This is a genomic window from Caldisericia bacterium, from assembly GCA_026414995.1.
Classification (GTDB): Bacteria; Caldisericota; Caldisericia; order B22-G15; family B22-G15; genus JAAYUH01.
Map to the genome: position 1 here is coordinate 1 of JAOAHY010000013.1, position 18,651 is coordinate 18,651.

15 protein-coding genes are annotated in these 18,651 nt (G+C 28.6%); 10 read left to right on the forward strand and 5 right to left on the reverse strand.

Annotated elements, in window-relative coordinates; genetic code table 11:
- Together N3D74_05065 and N3D74_05070 are read right to left on the reverse strand one after the other, a co-directional pair.
- A partial coding sequence (locus tag N3D74_05065) for a hypothetical protein (GenBank protein ID MCX8095536.1) occupies positions 1-545 on the reverse strand: 545 nt, incomplete at its 3' end.
- 90 nt (positions 546-635) lie between these two features.
- Positions 636-4,199 (reverse strand): copper amine oxidase N-terminal domain-containing protein, encoded by a 3,564-nt coding sequence (locus tag N3D74_05070; GenBank protein MCX8095537.1) that lies wholly within the window; start codon positions 4,197-4,199, stop codon positions 636-638.
- A gap of 102 nt (positions 4,200-4,301) precedes the next feature.
- On the opposite strand from N3D74_05070, the gene N3D74_05075 reads away from it, so the two are divergent.
- The 10 genes from N3D74_05075 to N3D74_05120 all read left to right on the forward strand — a co-directional run bounded on the left by N3D74_05075 (position 4,302) and on the right by N3D74_05120 (position 16,131).
- Complete coding sequence (locus N3D74_05075) at positions 4,302-5,840, forward strand: hypothetical protein (protein ID MCX8095538.1); 1,539 nt, start codon at positions 4,302-4,304, stop codon at positions 5,838-5,840.
- Between the two features lie 62 nt (positions 5,841-5,902).
- Positions 5,903-7,180, forward strand: coding sequence for a serine--tRNA ligase (serS, locus tag N3D74_05080; protein MCX8095539.1), 1,278 nt, complete (start codon positions 5,903-5,905; stop codon positions 7,178-7,180).
- A gap of 9 nt (positions 7,181-7,189) precedes the next feature.
- Positions 7,190-7,345 (forward strand): six-cysteine ranthipeptide SCIFF, encoded by a 156-nt coding sequence (gene scfA / locus N3D74_05085; protein MCX8095540.1) that lies wholly within the window; start codon positions 7,190-7,192, stop codon positions 7,343-7,345.
- Positions 7,308-8,597: an SPASM domain-containing protein gene (locus N3D74_05090; protein ID MCX8095541.1), complete on the forward strand. Its 1,290-nt coding sequence runs from the start codon at positions 7,308-7,310 to the stop codon at positions 8,595-8,597. The genes scfA and N3D74_05090 overlap by 38 nt, the downstream gene beginning before the upstream one ends.
- A gap of 34 nt (positions 8,598-8,631) precedes the next feature.
- Positions 8,632-9,891, forward strand: a complete 1,260-nt coding sequence (locus tag N3D74_05095) for an FAD-dependent oxidoreductase (GenBank protein MCX8095542.1) — start codon at positions 8,632-8,634, stop codon at positions 9,889-9,891.
- Positions 9,892-9,893: 2 nt separating this feature from the next.
- Entirely contained in the window at positions 9,894-11,129 is a 1,236-nt protein-coding gene (gene preA, locus N3D74_05100; GenBank protein MCX8095543.1) for an NAD-dependent dihydropyrimidine dehydrogenase subunit PreA, read from the forward strand.
- Entirely contained in the window at positions 11,126-11,590 is a 465-nt protein-coding gene (locus N3D74_05105; protein ID MCX8095544.1) for a (2Fe-2S)-binding protein, read from the forward strand. Before preA ends, N3D74_05105 begins: the two co-directional genes overlap by 4 nt.
- 1 nt (position 11,591) lies before the next feature.
- Entirely contained in the window at positions 11,592-12,458 is an 867-nt protein-coding gene (locus N3D74_05110) for a xanthine dehydrogenase family protein subunit M (protein ID MCX8095545.1), read from the forward strand.
- Positions 12,459-12,461: 3 nt separating this feature from the next.
- On the forward strand, positions 12,462-14,792 hold the full coding sequence (locus N3D74_05115) for a molybdopterin-dependent oxidoreductase (protein MCX8095546.1): 2,331 nt from the start codon (positions 12,462-12,464) through the stop codon (positions 14,790-14,792).
- A complete protein-coding gene (locus tag N3D74_05120; protein ID MCX8095547.1) occupies positions 14,776-16,131 on the forward strand; it encodes an 8-oxoguanine deaminase in 1,356 nt (451 codons plus the stop codon). The genes N3D74_05115 and N3D74_05120 overlap by 17 nt, the downstream gene beginning before the upstream one ends.
- Here the strand turns inward: N3D74_05120 and dcd are convergent.
- Genes dcd through N3D74_05135 form a run of 3 tightly spaced genes read right to left on the reverse strand, consistent with a single transcriptional unit; the run spans position 16,128 to position 18,645 of the window.
- Positions 16,128-16,685 (reverse strand): dCTP deaminase, encoded by a 558-nt coding sequence (gene dcd, locus N3D74_05125; GenBank protein ID MCX8095548.1) that lies wholly within the window; start codon positions 16,683-16,685, stop codon positions 16,128-16,130. The two genes, N3D74_05120 and dcd, sit on opposite strands and share 4 nt — an antisense overlap.
- On the reverse strand, positions 16,672-17,295 hold the full coding sequence (thyX, locus tag N3D74_05130; GenBank protein MCX8095549.1) for an FAD-dependent thymidylate synthase: 624 nt from the start codon (positions 17,293-17,295) through the stop codon (positions 16,672-16,674). Before thyX ends, dcd begins: the two co-directional genes overlap by 14 nt.
- Before the next feature lie 3 nt (positions 17,296-17,298).
- A complete protein-coding gene (locus tag N3D74_05135) occupies positions 17,299-18,645 on the reverse strand; it encodes an acetate kinase (GenBank protein MCX8095550.1) in 1,347 nt (448 codons plus the stop codon).
- Positions 18,646-18,651 lie beyond the last annotated feature (6 nt).

Below are 18,651 nucleotides of genomic sequence, written 5' to 3' on the forward strand. Positions count from 1 at the left end.
GCTTGAGGATCATTAGATGTAAAAGTTATAGTGCCGTTATAGTCACCAACTATATTATTCGATCCATCTTTTGCTGTTACAGTAAAAGTTAAATAATCTCCTGCAGTTACATTTAGAGATGATAAATTAATTGTAAAAAATGATAAGTTGCCTCCTGTAACTTGAAATCCAGATGAAGTACCATTAACTGCGCCATCTTGAACTTTCAAAATAGCATTTGTCCATGCTGGAAGGTTATTTCCTAATATAGTAATATTTCCTGTCCCTATACCGTTAACAAAATTAATGGTATAGGGGGCTAGTGATAAAGTTGGTGAAGGAGAAATTGTAATAGAAAAAGCCCCAGTAGGTGTAAAAGTTGTATCTATTAAATTACTTGCGTCAAGTGCTTTTATAGTAATATTAAATGGAATGCCAATTTTTACTTTTGATGGCACAATTACTTCAAAATGTGTGGCTGGGCCACCATAAACTTTTGGGATATAAACTGATAAAAGGGTAAAAATAATTATAAAAGTTAGAAGGACTACCCTTCCTTTTTTCATTAGTTTAAAACCTCCTTTTCTTGTTTCACTAAAAATCCCCTTGTTTATAAACTATTTTTACTATTAAATTTAAAAAAATCAAGGGGAGAATTAATTCTCCCCTGGGTAAGTAATTAAAATTCTTCTTTCCAAAGACCTCCATTCAACTTTTGCGCCAAATGCTTCCATAATAAATCTAACTGGTAAATATACTCTATCATTTTTAATAATAGGTGATGTATCCATCTTATATGGTTTTCCATTTAAAGAAGCAACATTAGAATCTGGTGATAATTTTAAAATTTTCTTTAATCCTTCACTATTTTCAATTGTTATTGTAACAATTCTTACAACTGAGTCCCAATCAACTGTTGCTCCAATAGATTCACTAATAAATCTCAATGGAACCATAGTTCTATTATTATAAATAAATGGTGGATAATCTAAAATTTTTGTGTACTCATTTACTTTTGCTTCAATTTTCCCAATTATTAACTCAATTTTAACCCTTGGATTCCATATAACACCTATACTTTTTCTTGTTGTATTACCAGCCTTATCAATTAAAATAAAATCTAAAACATTTGTTCCTGCTTTTTTGAGTTCAAAACGCCCATCAAATTTTCCATCTTCTCTAATTAAAATTTCTTCACCATTAACCGTAAGTTTTCCTCCTATTTCTCCCTTACCTTTTATTTCTATAATTTTATCATAAACAACAAGCCAAGGTGTTGGATATTCAATAATAAATTCTGGTGGAATTGTATCTCTTATTACTTTTATAACTTCAAAAAATTCATTTCCAGCAATATCTATTAATATAAAAGTTATTGAATTTGTTCCCTCAAAAAGTTCAACTTCTGTTATAAAAGTACCATCTTCTTTTATATTAACTCTTTTGCCTTGAATAAGTAAAATCGAGCTACTTTCTGAAACAGAACCAGATAGTTCAATTTTTTCTTTATTAAAATACATTCCATCTTGAATATTTATTGAATTAATTTTTGGAATTGTCGTATCGACCTTAAAACTTTTTTCTTTTATTTCTTCTTCACTTCCTAATTTATCTTTTGCAAAATAGTACAAAGTGTGTATTCCTTCTGGTGGTGTTAATAGACCTTTATATTCGTTCCAAGGTCCATTATCCCATTTATAAAATATTGTCGGTTCTTTGTCATATTTTGAAGATGAGGTAAAGGTGATAACTGGTGTTGTCTTGTAAAATCCATTCATTCCATCTGGTTCAGGTCTTGATAAGATTATTTTTGTTTCAGGTTGTGGGTAGATAAGAAAAGTTTTTGTATTAATTGGAGTTGGTTCTTTTGATGTATAAACAGTTAAATAATATTCTCCTTCATCGATAAATTTTATATTTGTGTCCTGAGAAATATAAATAACAAAATCTTCTTCTCTTCCAATTGGAACAGGAGTTTGAATTGTTAACATTGATTTGTCTTTTGAAATATTAACTGATTTTGACAATGGTATGCCCTTAATTTTTATTAAATCTTGCTTTATGTTTTGTGGAAGTTCAACTTTTTGTGGAAATTTAATGTAAATATAATCATTTACATTTAATGAACCACCAGGTCCTGTTTTTAAAACAATTTCAAGTGATATTGCTCTTTTTGTTGAAGGTGGAATTGCTTTTGTTGATATAGAAGATAATATTGATTCAATTAAAGTATATGGTGAAGATAAAACTTCTGTTTTCTCTTTTGATGTCCAAGCCCTTAATCTATATTCTCCTGGATTATCAGGATTTTTTATTCCTGCTTCCTTTGAAATAATTATTTCAACTTTTTCTTCATTGCCAACTTTAACTGGTATTTTAATAGTTAAAATTTTATTTGAATTATCAACAACAGGAGATTTTGTTAAATTTATTCCATTAACTAAAATTAAATTTTTATCAATTTCATTTGGAAGTTTTGTATAAGAAGGAAATTTTAAATAAATTTCTTCACCTTCTAACAAAGAACCATGTTTTCCTGTTTTAAAACTAATTTTATATTCTGCTTCAACTTTTGTAACAGGAGGGCTAACTACAACTTTTAAATCAGAAATAATTGATTCAACAATTTTATAGGAATAAGATGTTATAAATGTTGGTTCTCTACTTGTTGCAACTTGAAGAGTATAATCTCCACTTTTTGTTGGATTTTTAATTCCAAATTTATCTGTAAAAACAATTTTAACACTTGAGTTATTTGAAATATTTATTGAAACTTTTAATGTTATTTTTCTTCCTGTTGAAATAATAAGATCGCTTGGATTAAATCCATTAATTGTTACTTCGTTTTTATCTGCAACTCCTGGTATATATGTATCATCAGGAAATTTTATTGTAATTACATCATAATCTTTTATTAAAGCACCTGCAGTGCCTGTATTAAACTCAATGGTATATTTTGCTTCTGTATCAACAACATTTGGCTCAACTTCAACTTTTGGTCTAGAGATAACAGAATAATAAATTGTGTAAGGTAGAGAGGTAACAGGTGTTGGTTCTTTACTTGTATAAACTTGAAGATTGTATGTTCCAGATTTTGAAGGATTTATTATTCCAATATTTAATGGGAATGTTATTATAACAAAAGAGCCATTTGATAATGAATATGGAAAAATTAATCTTATTGTTCTTAAAGAAACATAAGATATAGAAACAGGATATCCATTAATTAATGCTCCAAAATAAGGAGGTCCAAAAGGAATAAAAGTGTCAAAAGGAAAAATAATTGTTACTGAATCAACTCCACCTATCACACCTCCATTTGGTCCAAGATTAAATCTTATATTATATTCTGCAGGAGAACCTGCATAAGGTGGATTTACATCAACTTTTGGTTGGGAAATTTGACTTATTATATAGATATCAGTTATCCCATAAATAGTATATGATCCTCCTGGTGGAAATTGTGCTTTTAGTTGAATATGTCCCCAATCTGTCATTTGAATTGATACATTATCAGTATTAGTGTTCGTTGTTGTAAAAATTGCAGCGCCTGGGTCAGGATCTGATATTGGAATTATAGACCAATCAAATTTATCTTCCCACCCATATAATGTTTGAACTTTTGTTCTTTTGTTTCCATACGCATCGTAACTTTCTGCAACAAAATTTTTAGTTTCACCAACAAAACTATTGTATGGATTAGGTGAAATAATTATATTTTGAATTAAATTTGGAATTACCTTAAAATTATTATTAAAATTTATAATAAAACTTGCTCCTCTTTTTAACTTTAAGTTTCCAATCAAAGAACCTGCTTTTGTAGTATTAATAGAATTATTTATACTAATCACAACTTGACCTGAAGATGTTTGATTTCCAGTAACAGGGATATTTATAATATTTAAAGATTTGGTTATTACTCCAAAAGTTGCTCCTATTGTATTTGTTGTAATATTAATTGTTGAACTATTAAAATTGAACCCCAAAGGAAATGTAATTATTAAAATATCTCCATTTTGAAGAATGGGAAGATTATTATCAAAATTAATTGTAATGCTCCAATTTGCATTAGTTTTTCCTGCTGTATCATCTCCCACTGTAAATTGATTTCCAGGAGTTATTGGATTAAAAGTTGCACCTATAACATTTGCATTTACTTTAATTGATAGAAAACTTATTCCTAAAAAAATTAATAGTATAAAAATCAAAATTCTTTTCATAATATATTTACCTCCTTTTAATTATAAACTTCTTTTACTTCATTTAGTTTCAAAAAATTAGAGATTCTGTAAATAAATTTTGTTCCATTGTATAATTTAAATATGAGTATTGAAATAGAAAAGAAAATTTTAAAAGGTTTTATAGTAGATAGATTCTCTATATCAAAATCTTTATCAGAAGGGTTTAAGGTTGAATATTTTGAAGATCCAAAAACAACAACTATTCTTAATGCAGTTTTAGATATTTATGAAGGAAGAGGAGAAATTGATTATATAGATTTTCAAACAGTTAGAAGGCATCTTGAAAAAAGAGGGGTTTTTGATGATGAAATAAAAAGAACTTTGTCGGAAATAGAAGATATAGAAACACCAGCTCTTGCTCTATTAATGTCTTACATAGATATTTTAAGAATAAGAAATGGAGAAAGAAGATTAATAAATATTTCAAATGAGATAAAAGATTTTGTTGAAAGAAGAGGACCACACAAACTTGAAGATATTGCAACATTCGCTGTAACTATGGCAGAAGAACTTCAAAGAATAGCTCTTGAAAGATTACATAAAAAACTTGTACCTTCTGAAAATATAATTAAAAACATAGTTAGAGATGTTTTTGAAAAGAGAAAATACCATGGATTTTCTCTTGAACCATTTAACTCTTTAAACAAATCTCTTCTTGGCTTAAGACCAGGCTTTTATTATGCACTTGCAGGTGCACCAAGAAGGGGAAAAACAAATTTCTTACTCCATCTTGCTGTAAATATAATAGCAAATGAAAGAGTGCCAGTTTTATATTATTCATGGGAACAAACATCAAGAATTTTGAATTTAAGAATTCTTTCTCAAGAATCAAGATTAAATCCTGTAAAAATTATTTCAGGGGAGTTAAATGAAGAAGAGTTCAAAAGATTTGAAGATGCATATAAAAAACTTCAAGATATTTTTCCGTTTTTATATATTATTGAAGGAAGTAGTAGTGATACTTTAGAAAAAATAGAAGCACATGCTTATAATATTATGCAGAGTCATAGATGTGAAACAGTTGTTATATTTCTTGATTATATACAAAAAATTCCTATTGAATCAAAAGGTTATGTTGTTTTAGAAGAAAAAGTTGATGAAGTTTCAGGTAAAATTGCTATGCTTTCACTTTCTCTTAAATCACCAATTGTTGCAATTTCTGCTCTTGATAAAGAAGGATGCAAATTAGACGAAGAAGGAATTGAAAGACCTACAATGTTCCATTCAACTGGGGGTGGTGACATTGAATATGATTCTGATGTTGCAATGGTCTTAGTAAAAAATCATAAAGAGACGAATGAGTTAAAAGAAAAATTATTAAATCTTGTAAAAAATGGGCAACTTCTTCCAGAGGATATGCCAAATATAGATATAATTGATCTTTATATAGATAAAAATAGAGATGCTCCTGAAGGAACTTCAAATGTTATTCAATATCTATTTTTTATTGATTCAAATAAATTTATTGAAATTGGATACAAAGATCCATCAGAGAAATATACTTATGCAAAAATAAGTGAAATTGTTGAGAGATTAAGAAAAGAAGGTTATTTAAAATTGATAACAAAAGAGGAGCAGATAAAAGAAAAACCAAGATTTTCAGGTTTTGAACCTGTATAGTTGACATAAATTCACTTTTATATTAAATAAATAATTATCTATTTTGTTATTATGGAGGATTTATGCTTGATATCAAATTCATAAGAAGTAACCCAGAACTCATAAGAGAATCACTTAAAGCAAGAGGGTATTCAGATGAAATTTTAGATGAATTTTTAAGAGTTGATAAAGAAAGGTTATCGCTTTTAAAAGAATTTGAAGAACTTAAACATAATTTAAACATTTTATCAAAAAAAGTTGCAGAACTTAAAAAAAGTGGAGAAGATATAGGAGACATTCTTCTTGAATCAAAAGAGCTCTCTGATAAGATTGAAAATATAAAAGAAAAATTAAAAGTAGTTGAAGATAATTTAAATGAGATAGTTTTAAGAATACCAAATATTCCTCATGAAAGTGTACCTAAGGGTATTGATAGTACATATAACATAGAAGTAAGAAGATGGGGAAAAATTAGAGAATTCAATTTTGAGCCTAAAACTCACTGGGAATTAGGGGAAGAACTTAAAATTCTTGATCAAGAAAGAGCAAGTAAACTCTCTGGGTCAAGATTTAGTTTATTTAAAGGATTTGGCGCTCATCTAGAAAGAGCACTTATTAATTTTATGTTAGATTTACATATTAAAAAACATAATTATACTGAGATATTTCCTCCTTTTCTTGTAAGGGGTGAAATTATGGTTGGAACTGGTCAACTTCCTAAATTTGGTGAAGATATGTATAAAATTGAAGAGGAAGATTTGTGGCTTATACCTACTGCTGAAGTCCCTTTAACCAATTTACATAAAGGTGAAATTTTAGAAGAAAGTGAACTTCCAAAATATTATACTGCTTATACAGCATGCTTTAGAAGAGAAGCTGGTGCAGCAGGAAAAGATACAAGAGGATTAATAAGAGTTCATCAATTTGACAAAGTTGAACTAGTTAAAATTGTTAAACCAGAAGACTCTTATTTTGAACTTGAAAAACTTGTAAATGAAGCAGAAGATGTTTTAAAAGAACTTAATCTCCCTTATAGAGTAATGCTACTTTCAACTGGGGATATGTCGGGATTTTCTGCAAGTAAAACTTATGACATTGAAGTATGGATGCCATCTTATGGAAGATATGTAGAAATATCTTCTTGTTCAAATTGTACTGATTTTCAAGCAAGAAGAATGAATACGAGGTTTAGAAGAGAAAATGGAAAAATTGAATTTGTTCATACATTAAATGGTTCAGGAGTAGCAATAGGAAGGTGCTTTGCTGCATTGATTGAAAACTATCAAAATGAAGATGGCTCAATATCAATTCCTGATGTATTGATACCATATTTTGGAGTTGATAAAATAAAAAAAGACTAGGAGGTAGTTATGATTAAAATAATTAAGAATAAACCTTTTTTAAGTAAAAAAAACTTTAATTGTAGAGAATGCGCAACTCCATGTAAATCTGCATGTAAAACATCAATGACAGTTGGTAATCAAAATTGTGAGAGAGATAGAGAAGAAAAAAAATTTGTCTTCTAAACCTCCATTTTTTCATAAATTTTCTTTTTTAGACAGATTTTTTGTTTTTTTTCCTATATCTGGAAGTTTAATTGAAATTGACGAAAAATTTTTTTTAAATTTAAATTATGATAGTGAAATAAAAGATCCCTTTTTTGAAGAAGAGAGAAAATTTTGGGAAAGCTTTGAATTGAGTTTTGATCCACCAAGTAACTTAAAATCTTTATGCCTTCTCATATCACAAACATGTAATATGAAATGTGATTACTGTTTTGTAAGTGAAGGTACTTATGGAGAAAAAGATAGTTTAATGAATGAAGAAATAAGTTTGAAAGCAGTTGATTTTTTAATTGAAAATTCAAAAACTAAAAATATAGAAATTGATTTTTTTGGTGGAGAACCTCTTTTAAATTGGATGGTCGTTAAAAAAACAATTGAGTATGGTAATAAAAAAGCTAAAGAAAGCGGGAAAATTTTAAGATTTTCTTTAACAACAAATGGGATTTTGCTCAATGAAGAGAAATTAAATTTTTTAAAAGAAAATTTTGTTAGTTTAATAATATCGCTTGATGGCCCTAAAGAGATAAATAATATACACAGAAGACTCAAAAATGGTTTAACTTCTTTCGATATAATTATTAAAAATTTAGAAAAATTAAAAGATTATGATGGTTATTACATAAGAGGGACATTTACAAATAAAACTAAAAATATATTTAAAAGTGCAAAGTATTTTTATGAACAAGGTTATAAAAATATTTCTCTTGAACCTGTTATTTTAGAAAAAGACAATTCTTTAAGTTTAAAGGAGAGCGATATAGAAGAAATTAAAATTGAATATGAGAAACTTGGAGAATTAATTTATAAAGAGAAATTAAAAGGAAAAATTTTAAATTTTTATCATTTCAATGTAGATTTATCAAATGGTCCCTGTCTTGGTAAAATGAATTTTGGTTGTGGTGCAGGAGTGGAGTATTTAGCAGTTGATACAAAAGGAGATCTTTATCCTTGCCACTTTTTAAAAGAATTTGAAGAGTTTAAAATCGGGAATATATTTGATGGAATTGAGGAAAATAAGAGAAATTATTTTATTTTTTTAAATGATATTAATTCAAAAGAAAATTGTAAAAGTTGTTGGTCAAAATTTTTATGTGGTGGAGGTTGCATTGCTCATTCATATTTCATAAACAAAAATCCTTTAAAAATACCAAAAGATTTTTGTGAACTTCAAAAGAAAAGATTAGAAATAGGACTTTTTTTAAATAGTATATAATTTAATTAAAACTAATTAATTTAAGGGGTGATAGATGAATGAAAAGATATTAGAAAAAATAGCCCTTGAAAGGGCAGTGATAGAATCAGAAAGGTGTCTTTTTTGTTTTGATGCACCCTGTGAAAAAGGATGTCCAATAAATCTTCCAATTTCAAATTTTATCTATTTTATAAAAAATAAAAACTTTAAATCTGCCTATGAATTGATAAGAGAAAATCATCCCTTAATTTCTATTGCTGGTTGTGTGTGCCCTGAAGAAATTTTATGTCAAGTCAATTGTACAAGAGGAATGATAGACGAACCTATAAAAATCAGAGAACTACATAATTTTTTAACTGAATATTTTACTGACAACCGAAATCTATATCTTCCAGATTATAGATATGAAGAGGTTGCCATAATTGGCGGTGGTCCAGCCTCTCTTTCTTGTGCATTTTACTTAAGAACTTTAGGTTATAAACCAGTTATGTTTTCTGATGAAATAGGTGGTATTCCACTTAAAGAAATTTCAAACTTTAGATTAAAAGATGATGCTCTCAAAAAAGATTTGGATTTTATAAAAGAAAATTTTATATACAAATTTGAAAATAAAAAAATTGAAAAACTTGATGAGGTTTTAGGAATTTATAAAGCGATATTTATAGGAATTGGTCTTTCAGATGAAATTGAACTTCAAATTGATGGAATAGAAAAAAAGGGTGTTTATAAAGGAAGAGAGGTTTTAAGAAAAATTAAAAGAGGTGATAATTTAGAATTTGGAGAAAGAATAGGAATTATTGGTGGAGGGAATGTTGCTTTCGAAATTGCAAATACATTAAAGACAATCTATCCAGATAAAGAAATTTTAATTTTATACAGAAGAGGTGTTAGTGACTTAAAATGTTACCCCGAAGAGTTTAATAGAGCAAAAAAACTTAAAGTAGATTTCTTTTTTGGAGTAATTCCAAATGAGATAGTAGGAAAAGATAAAGTTGAAGGATTAAAAGTTTGCCAGGTTAGTTTAAAAGAAGAAGATAAAGATGGTAGAAGGAAACCTGAAAAAATAGAAGATAGTGAATTTATTATTCCATTATCAGATATTATAATTGCAATTGGTCAAAAATTAGAAGATGAAATATTTCCTGAACTATTAAGAGAAAATGGATTAATAAAAGTTAATGAAAACTATATGACAAACATAAAAGGAGTTTTTGCTGGTGGTGATTGTATAAATGGAGGTGACACAATAACTAGAGCGGCTAATGAGGGAAAGTTAGCAGCATTCAAAATTCATGAATATATGAGGAGGATATAAAAATGTTTATATTAAAAGATTTATCTATAGATTTTCTTGGCATTAAACTTGAAAATCCTTTTATACTTTCAGCCTCGCCATCTACTGATGAATTAGAAATGATAATAAAAGGACTTGAGTTTGGTTGGGCTGGAGTTATTCTAAAGACAACTTCTGTGGAAGAAAATCCTGTTCTATTAAAATATCCAATGATGTCTTCATTTGGATCATATTCAAAAAAAGTATTTGGACTTGGAAATATAGATTTAATTTCAAAATATCATATCGATGAAGTTGAAAAAAGGGTAAAGATTCTTAAAGAGAAATTTCCAAACAAAATGATTGGTGCAAGTATAATGGGGAGTAAAAAAGAAGATTGGCAAAATTTAGTTTATAGATTAAAAAAAGCAGAAGTTGATTTAATTGAATGTTCATTTTCATGCCCCCAAGGAAGCATGGGTGAAGCTCCTGGAAGAATGCTTGCACAATCTGTTGAAGCAACAGAAAAGGTAACATCTTGGGTAAAAGAGGCTGCTGGTGATACTCCAGTTTTAATTAAAATTACTCCTCAAGTTACAGATATAGTTGAAGTTGCAGAGGCAGTTAAAAGAGGTGGTGCAGATGGAATAACAGCAAGCAATACTATACCTTCTCTTCTTGGAATAGATATTTACACATTTGAACCTTATCCTTCTGTCTTTGGTTATTCATCTTATTCAGGTCTTTCTGGTAATGCAATAAAACCAATAACTTTGAGAACAATTGCTGAAATAAAAAGAAATGTTGATATAGTAATTTCTGGAAATGGAGGTGCATATTCATCAAGAGATGCAATTGAATTTATGCTTGTAGGTGCTAGTAATGTCCAATTTTGTACACTTCCAATGGTTTATGGTTTTAGAGTAATTGATGAATTAAAAAGAGGTCTATCACATTATCTAGATGAGATGGGTTTTAAATCACCTTTAGAAATAGTTGGCAAAACAATTGAAAAAATTAAAACAAATGAAGAATTATTTATTTTAGATATAGTTAAAGCAAAAATTGATGAAGAAAAATGTGTTGGATGTCAACTATGTTTTGTAAGTTGCAGAGATGGTGGACATATGGCAATTGAATTACAAAATGGGAAAAGGATACCAAAAGTAAATGAAGAAAAATGTGTTGGATGTGCTTTATGTATGCAGGTTTGCCCTGTTGATGCTATTAAGATTTATGAAAAAAGAGGAGAATTAGAACACTATTTTATAAGAAGATGAAAAAAATAGTTATAAATTTTAAATTAAATGGAGAAGAAATAGTTGATGAAGTCCCTGTTAATAAAACTTTAGTTGAATATTTAAGAGATAATTTACATCTTACTGGAACAAAAGAGGGGTGCTCAAAAGGAGAGTGTGGGGCTTGTACAGTAATAATTGATGGTAATATTTATGATTCTTGTCTTATTTTAATGCCAGAAGTTAATAATAAAGAGGTAATTACAATTGAAGGAATTAAAGACAAGGCTGATTTTATTGATTATTTAATAGATGAAGGTTCATTTCAATGTGGTTTTTGTGCTTCAGGCTTTGTAGTAACTTTATATTCTACTCTTGAAAAAAGAAGGTTAACTAATATAGATGAGTTAAGAGAGGCTATTTCTGGAAATTTATGTAGATGCACTGGGTATAAGAAAATTATTGATGCAATTAAAAAATATTTAGAAAAATTTGAGGGGTAAAATGAAAGAGTTTGAATATTTTAGACCAAAAAATCTTAAAGAAACTTTAGAACTAGCAAAAGAATTTAAAGAAAATAAAAGATTTCTTGCAGGTGGGACAGATTTAATAGTAAGGTTAAAAGAAAATTTAATTAAAGAAGAAAATATAATTGATTTAAAAGATATAGATGAATTAAAAGGAATAAGAGAAAATGGAGAAAATATAGAGATAGGACCACTTGTTACATTTACAGAAATAATTGAATCTGATATTTTAAATAAATATTCACCACTTCTTGTTCTTGCTTCAAAAAAAATGGGTTCACCTCAAATAAGAAATAAGGGCACAATTGGTGGTAATTTATGTAATGCATCACCTGCAGGTGATGCAATTCCCCCAATTATGTGTGAAGATGCCAAACTTGTTTTAAAATCTTTAAATAGTGAAAGAATTTTGAATATTGAACACTTTTTTATTGGACCAGGTAAAACAGTCTTAAATAATGATGAAATACTTTACAAAATTATAATTAAAAAGTGGAAAATTTCTCAATTTGGTTATTTCAATAAACTTGGACAAAGAAACGCTTTAACTATATCTATTGCTTCAAATTGTATAAAAATTGACAAAGATGGTAATTTTATAAAAGATATAAAAATCTCTTTGGGTTCAGTTTCACCAAAAGTAATAAGAGCAAAAAAAGTTGAAGAGGCTATTTTAAATTCAAGAAAGTTAGATGAAAATGAATTATTTAAAATATCTTCACTTGTTGTAAATGAAATCGATCCAATAACTGATGTAAGAGGCTCAAGAGAATATAGAATGGAGGTTTCAAAATATCTTCTTTTTGAGAGTTTATTAATTCTATTCAATTATTCTAAGGAGTAAAAAATGAGTGTAAAAATTGAAAATATAAAAATTGAAGAGGAAAGGTGGATTGGTAAAAAAATTAGACAAGTTCTTTCTGAAGAAAAAGTTAAAGGTGAATTGAAATTTCCATCTGATATTTATTTTGAAAATATGCTTTGGGGAAAAGTATTAAGGAGTAAATATCCACATGCTTTAATAAAAAAAATTGATACTTCAAGAGCTGAAAATTTTCCAGGAGTGGTTAAAGTGTTAACATATAAAGATATCCCTGGTTTGAATGGATTTGGTATAGTTATTCAAGACCAACCTGTACTATGCTTTAATAAAGTTAGATACCTAGGAGATGCTGTTGCTCTTGTTGCTGCTGAGACAAAAGATATTGCCGAAAAAGCAATTGAATTTATTGAAGTTGAATATGAACCACTTCCTGTTGTTGATGATCCTCTTAAAGCAATTGAAGATAATTCACCAAAGGTTCATGATAGCGGAAATATTCACCTTCATACAGTTATAAGAAAAGGCGACATAGAGAGAGGGTTTAAAGAAGCAGATTTAATTATTGAAAATGAATATAGAACTGGAAGACAAGAGCATGCTTATCTTGAACCTGAAAACGGTGTAGCATTTTATGATGAAGAAGAGGATACAATAACTGTTATATGTGGAGGACAATATCCTTTTAGAGATCAGTTACAAATTGCAAGAGTTCTTGCTTATGATCCAAGAAAAATAAGAGTTATAAATGAACCAATGGGAGGAGGGTTTGGAGGAAAGGATGAGATAACAACACAAATTCACCTTGCTCTACTTGCATATTATACAAAAAGACCAGTGAAAATTGAGATATCAAGAGAAGAATCAATTATTTTCTCATGGAAAAGACATCCAATGATTTTAAGATATAAAACTGGTGTAAAAAAAGATGGAACTCTTGTTGCTAATGAAGTTTACATTTATGCTGATACAGGAGCATATGCATCTTTAGGTGGACCAGTTGTAAATCTTGCAGTTGAGCACTCTTGTGGCCCATATAGAATTCCAAACACTCATATAGAAGGATTTTGCATATATACAAATAATGGTGTTTCTGGTGCTTTTAGAGGTTTTGGTGTAAATCAGGTAACTTTTGCTATGGAATCTCAAATGGATGAAATTGCATATAGACTCCAAATTGACCCAATTGAATTAAGAAGAAAAAATATTTTAAAAAGAGGAGAGGAGACAGGTATAGGAAGCAAAATTGAAACAAGCATAGGTTTAAGTAAAATTTTGGATGAAATAGAAAAACATCCTCTCTATAGACAAAGAGAGAAAATAAAACTTTCTTCAAATAAATATAAAAAATTAGGTGTTGGAATAGCAATATCTTATCAAGGAACTGGTCTAGGTGTAGGTCTTCCAGATTATGGAGCAGCAATAATTGAAATGAGAAGAGATGGTGGTTTTAATATTTATACTGGAAGTGTTGAAATTGGTCAAGGCATGAAAACCACACTGAAAATAATTGCTCTTGAATCTTTAAAAATTGTTGATGATAATAAAATTTTTATTTTAACAGGTGATAGTTTTTTATCTCCTGATTCTGGAACAACAACTGCATCTGGAGCAACATATAGAAGTGGAAAAGCAATAAAGATTGCATCTGAAAAAATTATAAAAATTTTAAAAAGAGAGGTTTCTGAAATCTTTAATATACCAGAAAACTATATAAATCTAAGAGACGAAACTTTTTATGATATTAATGGTAAAGAATTAATAAATTATGAAAAATTAGGGGGCATTCTTTATGAAAAAAGAAGACTACCCAGAGTTGAAGGTCATTTTAACTTTCCAACATCAAAAACAAAAATTGAAGGAGCCTTTGGTTTACCACATTTTATTTTTAGTTTTTCTGGAAGCATTGCACTTGTTGAAGTAAATATTTTAACAGGTAAGGTAAACTTAGTTAAAGGTGTTAATTTAATTGATGGTGGAAGAGTTATAAATAAAATTGGTTTTGAAGGACAATCTGAAGGTGGAATTGTTATGGGGATGGGTTATGCATTAATGGAAGATGTAATTATGAAAAATGGTGAATTTTTAACAAAAAATTTTTCAACATATATTATTCCTACATCAATTGATGCTCCATATGAGATTGAAACAATTCCTATTGAAAGTATAGAAGAATTGGGACCATATGGTTCAAAGGGAATTGGCGAAACTACTATGGTTCCAATTGCTCCAGCAATAACAAATGCAATTTTTAACGCTACAAAAGTAAGAATAAACCAAATTCCAGCAATTCCAGAAAGAGTTTTCTTTAAATTAAGAGAAAAAGAAAAGGAGATAAGAAATGAAAATTTTATTTAAAGATGTAACTTATATTGGAACTATGGATAAAGATGAAAGAGAGATTGAGAATGGATTTTTATCTATTGAAAATGGAATTATTAAATATGTTGGAGAAGAGGAACCAAAAGAAAATTTCGATAAAATTATTGATGGAAAAGGAAAATTGCTTCTTCCAGGTTTTATAAATACACACCATCATTTTTATCAAACTTTATTTAGAAATATTAAAGAGGCAAATGATTTAAAACTCTTTGATTGGTTAGTCTTTCTATATGATAGATGGAAATATATAGATGAAGAAGCAGTATTTACTTCAACTGTTATCGCAACATTAGAAATGATGAAAAGTGGAGTAACAACAACGACAGACCATTTATATCTTGTTCCTTATGGAAATACAAAAATTTTTGAGGCACAAATTGAAGCAGCAAAATTAACAAAAATTAGATTTCATCCAACTAGAGGTTCAATGTCGCTTTCAAAAAAAGATGGAGGGCTACCCCCTGATAGTGTTGTTCAAAAAGATGAAGAAATTTTAATTCATACTGAGGAGATGATTAAAAAGTATCATGATAACAAAAAGTATTCTATGTTAAGAATTGCAATAGGTCCTTGTTCTCCTTTTTCTGTAACAAAAAATATAATGGTTGAAAGTTTAAATCTTGCTGAAAAATATGATGTGTTGCTCCATACACATCTTGCTGAAACTCTTGATGAAGAAATTTTTTGTAAAGAAAAATTTGGATTAAGACCAGTTGATTATATGGAATCTCTCGGATGGTTAAATAAAAGAGTTTGGTTTGCTCATATGGTTCATTTAAATGATTTTGATATTGAAAAATTAATAAAAAGTGATGTTGGTATGGCTCATTGCCCAACCTCAAATATGAAATTAGGATCTGGAATTGCAAGAGTAAGTGAGTTTAAAGAAAAATTAAGAATTGGTCTTGCTGTCGATGGAAGTTCAAGTAATGACACTAATAATTTTATACAAGAGATAAGAAATGCACTTTTACTTCAAAGGGTTAAATATGGAAGTAGTTCAATTACATCAAGAGATGTTCTTAAATTTGCTACAATAGGTGGTTCAAAAGTTTTAAGAATGGATGATTATATAGGCTCAATTGAGATAGGAAAGGCAGCAGATATAATAATGTTTGATTTAAATAGATTAGAATTTGCAGGTGGTTTAAATGATCTTATTTCTATTCCTGTTTATCTTGATGCTAAACAAGTTGATTTTTTAATGATAAATGGAGAAATCTTAATTCAAGATGGCAAATTTACTCATGTTGATGAAAAAGAATTTATTGAAAAACAAAATAAAATTTCTAAAAAATTAATTTATAAAATTTAAAAATCTATTTTAGGCAAAACTATACCAATTTGTTTATCGTATTTACCTTTTTTATCTTTATAACTGAATTCACACTCTTCATCACTTTCTAAAAAAATTATTTGTGCAATTCCTTCATAAGCATATACTTTTACAGGTAGAGGGGTTGTATTTGATATCTCAATTGTTACTTGACCTTCCCATTCTGCTTCTATTGGAGTTATATTAACAATTATTCCGCATCTTGCATATGTTGATTTTCCGATACAAATCCCTAAAATTTTTCTTGGAATTCTGAGATACTCAATACTTCTTCCTAAAATAAAAGAATTTGGAGGTATTACACAAGTTTCTCCTTTATAATCAACAAAACTTTTGGGATCAAAATTTTTGGGATCAATTATTGAGTTAAATACATTTGTAAAAATTTTAAACTCATCTGAAAGACGAAGATCATAACCATAGGATGATAGACCATATGAAATTACTCCTTTTTTTATCTGTTTTTCTTCAAATGGCTCAATCATTTTATATTCAATTGCCATTTTTTTAATCCATTTATCACTTTTTAACATCTTTACTCCTTATAAAATCATTTTCAATTTCAAAATCTTCAAAAACTGTTGGAGCATATTCTTTTAAAATTTTTAAAATTTTGATAAAAACTTTTCTAATTTCCCATTGGGCATCTTTACTTCCTCTTAATCTTATCATGTGCCTCAACTCTCTGAAATTTGCAGTCAAAACAATTTCTGTTTTTGTAGCATTTGGAAGAACAAACCTTGCATCTTCTTTTGGTATTCCTAAATTTACTAAACTTTTATATACTTTCTTACAAGTTTCCATAAAATCTTTGTAAATTTGCAAGGCTTCATCTTTTTTTGATATTGTTTCAGGAATAATATAATCAAAATTCGACTCATCAACATACCTTTGTGATTTTTGTGTATAAGATGCAATTCTATGCCTTACTAATTGATGAGAAAAACTTCTTGAGACACCAGAGATTCTAAATGAAGCAACAGCATGTTCTAAAACTGACTCATGACCAAGTTTTAATATCATCCTTATAAATTGTTTGTGACTCTCAGGTGTTATTCGATCAAATGATTCATGAGCGGTCCTACCCGCTTTTTCTATGACTTTTTCTGGTTCAGGAGTTATATATATTAACTCAACTTTCAAAAATTATCCTCTATTTGGAGGTCTTACTATAATTTCCTTAAGTTCTGGTTTTTTCTTTAATTCTTCTTTAAGTGCTTCTTCTCTTGCAGGATTTATATAATTTGGGTCTTCAAAAGAGTATTTGAATTTTGTATGAATATCATATCTCCCCTCAATTAAAGCAACTGTATCTTCAACAAAAACAAGTTCTTCATCTGTTGGAATCACAAAAATTCTAACTTTTGAGCCTTCTCCTGTAATTTCAGTTTCAGCATTCCTTGTTTTTGATATCTCATTTTTTCTTTTATCATAAATAATTCCAAGATTTTCTAAACCATCTAAAGTTTTACCACGAATTAATGGACTCATTTCGCCAACTCCTGCTGTAAAAACAATTGCATCAACTCTTCCTAAAACTGCATAATATGAGCCAATATATTTTTTTAATCTATATGTTTCTATTTCAATTGCAAGCTGTGCCCTTTCATCTCCATCTGCTGCTGCTTTTTCAACATCTCTTCTATCTGTATATTTTCCAGTAATACCTAAAATTCCACTTTTCTTATTTAAAAGATTATCAAGTTGATCAACTGATAAATTCTCCTTTCTCATAATAAATAAATCAATGCCTGCGTCATGATCTCCTGCTCTTGTTCCCATAACAAGTCCTTCAAGAGGGGTTAATCCCATTGAAGTATCAACTGAGATTCCATTTTTAACAGCATTAGCACTTGCTCCATTTCCTATATGAAGACAGATTAAATTTGTTTCAAAAGGATTTTTTCCTAATAAAACAGCTGCTCTTTTTGAAACATATAAAAATGATGTTCCATGAAATCCATATCTTCTAACTCTATATTTTTCATACCATTCATAGGGGAGCGAATAAATATAAGCTTGTCTTGGCATAGTTTGATGCCATGCAGTATCCATAATGGCACAGTGTGGAATATCTGGCAAAACCTCCATTGCAGCTCTTACACCAAGTAAATTTGGAGGATTGTGAAGAGGAGCAAGATCTGATAAGGATTCAAATGTTTTTAAAAATTCATCATTTATAATTGTTGATTTTGCAAATTTTTCTCCACCATGTACCATTCTATGACCAACTCCTTTAATGTTTTTTAGATCTTTTATAACTCCTATCTCTGGGTCAAGAAGAGTGTCAATAATTAGTTTAATTGCAACTTTATGATCTGGACAATCGTGTTCAACTTTGAAACTTCCCTTTCCATTTGCATAGTGGTCAATAAAAGAACCTCCAATTCCAACTCTTTCAACTATCCCTCTTGCTAATATTTTTCTCTCATTCCATCTATAGAGTTGGTACTTGACAGATGAGCTTCCACAATTTAATGTGAGTATGTCCATATGACA